Consider the following 7719-nt stretch of genomic DNA (forward strand, 5'->3'; position numbering starts at 1 on the left):
CCCACACCGACGCCGACGCCCACACCGACACCAACTCCTCCTTCCGTTAACCTGCCTTTGACTGAAGGCTTTGATAACTGCAACCCTGCTCCAGCCGGCTGGCAGATTGTGGATGTGGACGGCGACACCAGTCGTTCCTGGCGTTGTGTCAACTCCCTTGCCGAGGCCAACGCTTTCAACGGTCAGCAACCGGGTAATGACTGGCTGATCACTCCTCCTCTGAACCTGGCTTCCGTCAGCAACCCAGTTCTGACCTTCCGCAATCGGAGTTCTTTTAGCGATAACGGCCTTCCTCCTTCGCAACAACTAAGCGTTCTTTACTCCACCAACTACAGCGGTGCAGGCACTCCAGCGGCAGTGAATGCAGCCACTTGGACTGCTCTGACGATTCCCACTCTCTCTACGGGCAGCTTCGTCGACTCCGGCCCGATTTCTCTGGCTGGGATCCAGCCTTCCAACCGTGTTTACATTGCCTTCCGCTATCGCTCTTCTGGTACAGCTTCCGGCTCGGCCACTCGCTGGCAGGTGGATAGTGTCAACATCTCCGGGAACTAGGTGTGGGATCCTAGTGCCAACCTGAGTCTGATTGGCAGTGGCTGGGAAAGTGGATCTGCTTCCTCAGCCGTAACGCTCTCCTATGTGGTCTTGGCCGGGATCCACCGTTGCTCAGCGGGTTTCGAGCAGAGGGATTGACTTTTGGAGCACGGACTAAAGGGAGAGGAGCCGGGGGTGGTTGCCTTTGGCGGCACGGAGCGCTTAAGACACTTCGGGAGAAAAATGGTTGAGGATCCGGGGGGATTGCAATGTCCTCGTCTCAATCGAAATGACCTCATTATGGGATCCCCACCTGGGCACAGATTTGCCCCTGTCGGTCGAACAACGTCACCGCCAACAGCAGGGATCGACCGGCATACTTTTGCACATAGCCTGCGGCTCGCTCCAGGATTTGGCGAGCCAACTCCTCCATCACGGGTGCTGCCCAGCCAAGGCCATCCAGATGGTGCACCGCTGCCTCTACTGTCCGCAACTCCAGCACTTGCCGTGCCTGTTCTGCCGTTCCCCCACGCCGGATCAGGGCTGCCGCCAGAATTTCCAAGCGGGCATCGGCCACGTGGCTGGAAGTGGTGAAGATCCCCCCTGCCAGCTTGATCAGCTTGCCGTGGTAGCCGATCAAATGAATGGACTCCGCCCCCCGCAGCGCCGCTTCCACTAGCAACGGCCCTATCCAATTGGCTACTCGCAGGATCTGGTCTTCCGGGATCCCTTGCCCCAGCGCCACCTGCTGCCCATGGCTGCCCACGCAAAAGATCAAATGCTTGTGCCGCTCCAACTTTTGTTGCAGCTCTTGGCGGGCTCGCTCTAAGCTCTCAACACTTGAGGAAGGCTCCACCTCCGCCCGCGTTCCCAACAGGGCCAGCCCTTCCAGCACCCCAAAAGCGGCATTGGAGGTGCGCTCCGCCAGGAGCTTTCCTTCCGGCAAAATGATGCGCACCCGCAGGCGGCAGCCCTCTGGGATCCCGGGCAAAAGATTGATCTCAAACAAACGGCGGGCATAGGCATAAATGGCCGGGCTGCCATCGGTGCGTCGCCCCAGCCCTTCCCCGGCTTCCAAGATCAAGGGGGGATCCTCGGGATCCCTCTCCTCCAACCTCACCCAAGCCCAGACCGGTGTGTCGCGGGTGAGATCCAGGTGGGGGCCGGGATCCGAGCGGGTAATGGCCAGAGCTGTTGTCTTCTCCAAGGCAGCTACCTGCTCCACTGGGATCCGGATCCAAGCCTCAAGGGACCGGGGCTCAGCCTGCACCGCAATCGCCAAGCGCCCCCCTTCCTTCTCCAAAGGGATCCCCAGAAGGTGGTGAAGAGCAGCTCTGGCCGAAGCAACGGCGAAAACCGGCAAGGTATAGCCCCGCGGTCGGGATCCCTGAACAGCATCCTGCATCTGCACAGCTTTTTGCTTCGGAAATGGATGACCGGAAAACCAAAATCTCCGGAAAATGCACACCTCAATTCTGGCTCGCGAGGGAACCCCTGAGTTTCAGAGAACACCCCCCGGAAGCAATCGTTAAATGATCTGGGGGAAGAAGGGGGGATCCGAAATTTGCCTTTTTCAATGAAGGTAGTCGAAAACTGGGGCAGCTATGAGCGAAGCAGTGCAGCACTACCTTGAGCGTCTGGAGTCGCAAATACAGGAGCTAAAAGCTGCCATCGAGCGGATGCCCGAGCAGGTGGTGGCTGTTCTCCTGGCTACCCAGGAAGCCAAAAAAAACACCCCCGCCCCCTCCCGTTACAGCGTTCTAATCTCAGACTTGGTGGAAGATGGCAGCCACAACTTCCTGCTGGATGATGAACCCACCGTGGTGAGCAACCGCAGCATGGGGCATGAGCTGGCCCCCGAAGCCCAAATACAGCGCCTGAGTGCCCAGTTAACCGCTGCCTACAACCGCATTGCCGCCCTTGAGGAGCAGCTCTTGGCCCAGCGCTTGCAACACTAAACCAAACCGACAGTCGTCCGGACCGGTCTGGAAAGGCTTCAACGGGGAACAGCAGAGGGCTTGCCTTTGCGTTGCACATCCTGCATCTGGAAGCCGTGTTTGCGCAGCTCTTGATCCAGCACCAGCTCGTTTTCCACGTGATCCACAAACAACACGCCGTTGAGGTGGTCGATTTCGTGCTGGATCACCCGCGCCAGCAAATCGTCCGCTCGAAGGGTGCGGGGCCGCCCCGTTTCATCCTTAAACGAAACCACAATCCCTTCTGGGCGCACGACCTCGCAAAACACCCCCGGAATGCTTAGACAACCCTCCTGCCCGGCAACGGCCTCGCCAATGTACTCGCGAATCTCCGGGTTGATCAGCACCAGCGGTGGCACCTCCGGCTTATCGGGATAAAGATCCACCACAATCATGCGCTTAGGAATGCCAACTTGCGGAGCCGCCAGACCAATCCCATCGAAGCTGTACATGGTCTGCAGCATGTCCCGGGCAAGCTGGCGGATCTCGTCGTTGACCTGGCTGATGCGCTTGGCCGGCTGCCGCAGCACCTTGTCCCCCATGCGATAAATGTGCAGGGGCGGATGCTTCAGCTTCACTTTGGGAACGGCAACAGAAAGGGTAGCCACCATCTGGCAGATCTCACAGAATAACAGCAGGTATCAGGCCTGGATCCCTATTTTACATTCAGTCCCAGTTGCGCCGAAACCACTGTTGCCTAACTCTCTTCTCCTTTTTGATTTTGAAGAGGGGGTAGGGACCTGTTTGGGATGATCATGGCTCAGGGTTGCCGTCGCCAGCCTCTGGAAGTCGTTGGGCCTGTTGGTCAATTCCCTGCTTAAAGCCCAAGGCCACCAAAATATTGGAGAGGGTGAGAAAAGCCTCTGCCCCTCCATGCAAGGGATCCACATTGGCCAAGGAAGTGCCGTAGTGCATCTGAGCGTACAGCCCTGCCGGGATGCTGACGGCCACAAAAAGCAACAACAGCCAAAATCCAACCAAAGCCAAACGTGGGATCCGGCGCAGCCGCGACAGAAAGAATAAAAAGACCAAGTAAGGGAGCAGAGAGAGGGCAAATAAACTGTTCATCGCCTAGTCGGGATCCCCCTCCTGTGCAGGCTCATCCACCCTTTCAGCTCGCCAAATGCGGTAGGCAGCCCAAGCCAGGGTACAGTTGCCCAGCAAGGTGAAGCTGGCCTGTGCAGTGACCACCCAGTCTAACTTGGGGTCGTTGTCAAACCAGTGCCAGGTGATCGCGCACATCGCCCCCGACAAAGCAGGCAGCATCGCCCAGCTCAAACTTCGCCATTCGGGCTGGCCCACCCGCTCCCCAAATTGCCACACGAGCACAATAGCAGCGATCCACTCCAAGACGCTGGCAATGTGAATCCACCAGGTGGGAAGCGAAAGGGCGTGCATCAGGCGCTGAGGGAATGACGCAGCAGTTGGCGGTAAGTGGCCTCCTGCAACAGCATTTGCTTGTGCAGTTTGACCAAAATGTCTTTGGCCTGCTCGGGGCTCATGCGAGAAACCAAGGTCTCGAAAGCCCGCTGGCGAAATTGCTGCTCCAAAGAGAGCTCTAGCGTTTCATCCATCATTATCACCTCAGGGTGCTCAGGTAGAGAGGTCTGCAAAGAGTTCCAACAGCGCAGATCTGGCCAGGTAGTGCAAGCAGGATAATACATATCTTAACAAATCGCAACAACGTGACAAGATGCCGGATCTCGACGTGCCGGAAGGGAGCTTGGCCGAGGCGAGGGCAGAGAACCTCAACCCAGTGGCAGAAAAAGTACAGGCCCGTCAAGTTGGACAAAGGTGCATTTTGGATGGGGAAGGGGGAAGATTTTCCGGCAGGGATCCCTTTACATCCTTTCACGTTGTGCGACTTAGCAAGGCTCCATGATAGAAGTGAAGTACTCTGGAGCTTTGTTGCCACCCTTGCTGATTGGTGACTTACTTTGCTTGAATTGCCATGACCATTTTTGTGGGGAACCTAAACTATAAAGCCTCAACAGAAGAACTGAAAGCTTTCTTCCAGCAGAGGTGGAACGTTAAGTCGGTTACAATCCCGATAGACCGAGAGACAGGTCAGACACGAGGCTTCGCGTTTGTGGATCTGGCAACCGAAGCTGAGGAGGACGAAGCCATCGAGAGCGCGAACGGGCAGGAATTCATGGGCCGGCCTCTGCGTTTGGATCGAGCCAGGCCCCGCCGCCAAGCCTAAGCAAAGATTGTTCAACCCTGGGTTTGCCATTCTGGGCAACCAAAGGACTCCGTCCCGCTAACGCGAACGGCAAGGTTTATCCCAACAGATGGGAGAGCTGCAAAGTCTCCAAGAGCGCCCAAGATGGTAAGGTTGCTACATCTTTCCGACATTCATCTGGGCAGTGGTCTTGCCTACGGCCACATTAACCCAGCTACCGGCCTGAATACCCGTTTGGAAGATTTTGTAGCTTCTTTGCGCTTGTGCATTGACCATGCTCTCAACCAAGCGGTGGATCTGGTGTTGTTTGGGGGCGATGCTTTCCCCGATGCGACACCCCCCCCTCTCCATCAAGAGCTTTTTGCCCAACAGTTTCGCCGCCTGGCCGATGCAGGGATCCCAACCGTCCTGTTGGTGGGCAACCACGATCAGTACGGGCAGGGACAGGGAGGCAACAGCCTGGCTATCTACCGCGCTTTGGGGGTCTCAGGCTTTATTGTGGGAGACAAGCTGCAAACTCATTGGATCGAAACCCGTGGTGGCCCGGTGCAGGTGACCACTTTACCTTGGCTGAGTTGCTCTGCTCTACTCGCCCAACAGGAAAGCTTGGCGCTTGAAGGGGAAATCCTCGCGCATCAGCTCCTGCAGCGCCTCCGCCTAGCCCTAGAAGGGGAGATCCGCACCCTGCAGCCAGGGATCCCGGCGATTTTGTTGGCTCACGTCATGGTGGAGACAGCCCGCTACGGAGCAGAACGCCATCTTTCGGTGGGCAGAGGGTTTACGGTGCCCCTTTCGCTGCTGGCTCGACCTGCCTACCAATATGTTGCCTTGGGGCATGTCCACCGTCACCAGGTGCTGTGTCGGGATCCCTTGATGCTCTATCCCGGCAGCATTGAGCGGGTGGATTTTGGCGAAGAAAAAGAGGAAAAAGGCTGTGTGCTGGTGGAAGTCACCCCTACGGGGGCCAGCTATGAATTTTTGCCCCTGCCAACCCGTACCTTTCACACCATTCGCCTGGATCTGAGCGCAGATCCACCCCAGCAGGCGCAGTCCAAGCTGCTGGCCGCCATCGCCAAGGCCCCCGTGGCCGGCTCTATCCTGCGGTTGATCTACCGCATACGGCCCGACCAGCTAGAGTGCATTGATGAGCGGGCTCTGCACAACGCTCTTGCCCCTGCTTTTAGCTACACCATCGCCCCAGAAGTGGTCAGCCCCAGCCGCATCCGTCTGCCGGGATGGGATCCCAGCCGACTTGAGCCCCTGACGGCTCTGGAGCAGTATCTGGCCGACCGCAGCGATCTGGCCCCCTTGCACAACGATTTGCTGGCCGCGGCCCGTCAGTTGTTGGAGGAATATGTGGATCCTTTACAAGACTGGGCCCCCAACTGGGAGGAGCTGGGATCTTCAAGCCTTGCCCCAGTGGAAGAGGAGCAGTTGCCTTTGTTTTGATTGGTTTTGAGATGCTCTCTTTGTCGCCTCAGGGTTCATAGGGGTGGGGATGGGGGATCCCTGTACGAAGAAATCAGGACAGGAGTGCTCGCCAAAGCTGCGGGCTCCTCAAGTTTCAAGTGATCTGAATCACTTCGAAATGGCAAAAAGCAACACAAACTGGGAATCGGGTTGAAGACGTTGGCAACGACGGCATCAGCTCACTCACAGGGAACTGACTCAGACTGGTAGACCTCACACTGCCAGTCTTTTTTTGTTTAGGGCCTGGGGGCTGTGAAGTCGCAGCGAGCGGGGGATCCCTTTCATAATCATTCACAAGATTCTTATCTTTATCTCCATAGAGGTCTGTTATCAAAAGACAAATAACCATCTGTTCTCGGCAAAGGCTACCAATTTGGTAAGTAGCCGTCAAGTGTGCCGAGTGTATAGAAGGTTGGTTCTTGGAGCATTTATTTTCTTGCAACAAGGGGTAATCTGTAGGAACGGCATACCTTGAGGAAGTAGGTTCTATGAACAGCATACTTTGGTTTCTCCTAATCGGAGCCCTAGCAGGTTGGCTGGCAGGAAATATCCGACGCGGCTATGGCTTTGGCTTGATAGGCAACATAATTGTTGGTGTTTGCGGGGCATTTTTTGGAGGATTCCTCTTCGATTTACTTGGCCTGTCGGCTACGGGCTTGTTGGGAAGCTTGTTGATGGCCACGATTGGGGCTTTGGTTTTGTTGGCGTTAATTGGCTTCGTTCGTCGGGCTTGATCTTTAAACTGCTCGCAAGAGTTTGCGTTTTCGTTGCAATCTTGATTGAACATTTACCGGAGAAGGAGAATTTTTATGAGCATTCGTGTTCTTTCGGCAGCGATGATTGGCTTAGCCATCCCCAGCATGGGTCTGTTGACAATGCCATCTGCTTCTGCCCAGCACTTGTTTGATTTGGGAGTGCGCCAACTGCAGCCGGGCACCATCATTCCCGTCCAGAGCTTCAAGGGAGAAGAGCCCCAGTACTTCAGTCCCAACAGCACCCACCCACTTACCCTGCGGGTAGCCCAGGACATCTACAACGGCAGCGGCCAATTGGCGATTCCAGCAGGCAGCGAGGTGCGAGGCAGCTTGCGACCGACTCAGGGAGGGGCCAGGTTCTTCGGCACAGCTTTGATTGCCAATGGGCGACTTTACTCGGTGCAGATGTCTTCTGATTTGATCCACTGATTTGATCCACACTGAGAAAGACCAGCGCCACTATTCTGCCGAAGCGATTGCTCAAGATGCAGCCATTGGTGCTGTGGGGGGTACGGTGCTGGGCTTGCTCACAGGAGGCGTTTCTGCTTTAGGGGTTATTGGCGGAGCTGGAGCCGGAGTGGCGGTGGGCAATATCACGGCACCTCAAGTCGTGGTGTTGCGCCCTAACCAAACGATTAACTTGGCTTTGGACAGTCCGGTGCGTCTGTGATCGACAAATTTTTGATCTGGTTTTGATTTGGTTTGATCTGGAAGCAAAAAGGATCCTGGTTTTAGGTCGTGTTGATCTTATGTTAGGATAGAGAGAATAATTTATAGAGGAAAGAGGATGAAGTTGGTTTTT

At 56.0% G+C, this 7719-nt stretch carries 12 protein-coding genes; 7 read left to right on the forward strand and 5 right to left on the reverse strand.

Annotation, left to right across the window (positions count from 1 at the left end):
- A partial coding sequence (locus NW839_RS04355; RefSeq protein ID WP_414380489.1) for a choice-of-anchor J domain-containing protein occupies nucleotides 1-555 on the forward strand: 555 nt, incomplete at its 5' end.
- A 277-nt stretch (nucleotides 556-832) separates the two neighbouring features.
- Here the strand turns inward: NW839_RS04355 and cbiD are convergent.
- Nucleotides 833-1939: a cobalt-precorrin-5B (C(1))-methyltransferase CbiD gene (gene cbiD, locus NW839_RS04360; RefSeq protein WP_414350208.1), complete on the reverse strand. Its 1107-nt coding sequence runs from the start codon at nucleotides 1937-1939 to the stop codon at nucleotides 833-835.
- A 199-nt stretch (nucleotides 1940-2138) separates the two neighbouring features.
- On the opposite strand from cbiD, the gene NW839_RS04365 reads away from it, so the two are divergent.
- Complete coding sequence (locus NW839_RS04365) at nucleotides 2139-2492, forward strand: hypothetical protein (protein WP_414350209.1); 354 nt, start codon at nucleotides 2139-2141, stop codon at nucleotides 2490-2492.
- Between the two features lie 38 nt (nucleotides 2493-2530).
- Here NW839_RS04365 and def read toward each other — a convergent pair whose 3' ends face one another.
- The 4 genes from def to NW839_RS04385 form a co-directional block, all read right to left on the reverse strand.
- Nucleotides 2531-3121 (reverse strand): peptide deformylase, encoded by a 591-nt coding sequence (gene def, locus NW839_RS04370; RefSeq protein WP_414350211.1) that lies wholly within the window; start codon nucleotides 3119-3121, stop codon nucleotides 2531-2533.
- A gap of 142 nt (nucleotides 3122-3263) precedes the next feature.
- Nucleotides 3264-3578 (reverse strand): DUF3593 domain-containing protein, encoded by a 315-nt coding sequence (locus NW839_RS04375; RefSeq protein ID WP_414350212.1) that lies wholly within the window; start codon nucleotides 3576-3578, stop codon nucleotides 3264-3266.
- Nucleotides 3579-3581: 3 nt separating this feature from the next.
- The gene (locus NW839_RS04380; RefSeq protein WP_414350213.1) at nucleotides 3582-3908 is read right to left on the reverse strand and encodes a DUF2499 domain-containing protein; all 327 of its coding nucleotides are present in this window, start codon (nucleotides 3906-3908) and stop codon (nucleotides 3582-3584) included.
- Complete coding sequence (locus NW839_RS04385; RefSeq protein WP_041437678.1) at nucleotides 3908-4084, reverse strand: NblA/ycf18 family protein; 177 nt, start codon at nucleotides 4082-4084, stop codon at nucleotides 3908-3910. Before NW839_RS04385 ends, NW839_RS04380 begins: the two co-directional genes overlap by 1 nt.
- 377 nt (nucleotides 4085-4461) lie before the next feature.
- Here NW839_RS04385 and NW839_RS04390 point away from each other — a divergent pair, with 377 nt between their 5' ends.
- The 5 genes from NW839_RS04390 (at nucleotide 4462) to NW839_RS04410 (ending at nucleotide 7587) form a co-directional block, all read left to right on the forward strand.
- Nucleotides 4462-4713 (forward strand): RNA recognition motif domain-containing protein, encoded by a 252-nt coding sequence (locus NW839_RS04390; RefSeq protein ID WP_011434316.1) that lies wholly within the window; start codon nucleotides 4462-4464, stop codon nucleotides 4711-4713.
- Between the two features lie 123 nt (nucleotides 4714-4836).
- The gene (locus NW839_RS04395) at nucleotides 4837-6141 is read left to right on the forward strand and encodes a metallophosphoesterase family protein (protein ID WP_414350217.1); all 1305 of its coding nucleotides are present in this window, start codon (nucleotides 4837-4839) and stop codon (nucleotides 6139-6141) included.
- Nucleotides 6142-6650: 509 nt separating this feature from the next.
- On the forward strand, nucleotides 6651-6896 hold the full coding sequence (locus tag NW839_RS04400; protein ID WP_414350218.1) for a GlsB/YeaQ/YmgE family stress response membrane protein: 246 nt from the start codon (nucleotides 6651-6653) through the stop codon (nucleotides 6894-6896).
- A gap of 75 nt (nucleotides 6897-6971) precedes the next feature.
- On the forward strand, nucleotides 6972-7346 hold the full coding sequence (locus NW839_RS04405; RefSeq protein WP_414350220.1) for a hypothetical protein: 375 nt from the start codon (nucleotides 6972-6974) through the stop codon (nucleotides 7344-7346).
- Between the two features lies 1 nt (nucleotide 7347).
- Nucleotides 7348-7587 (forward strand): hypothetical protein, encoded by a 240-nt coding sequence (locus NW839_RS04410; protein WP_414350222.1) that lies wholly within the window; start codon nucleotides 7348-7350, stop codon nucleotides 7585-7587.
- Nucleotides 7588-7719 lie beyond the last annotated feature (132 nt).

This window comes from Synechococcus sp. R5-15, assembly GCF_047462035.1.
Lineage (GTDB): Bacteria > Cyanobacteriota > Cyanobacteriia > Thermostichales > Thermostichaceae > Thermostichus.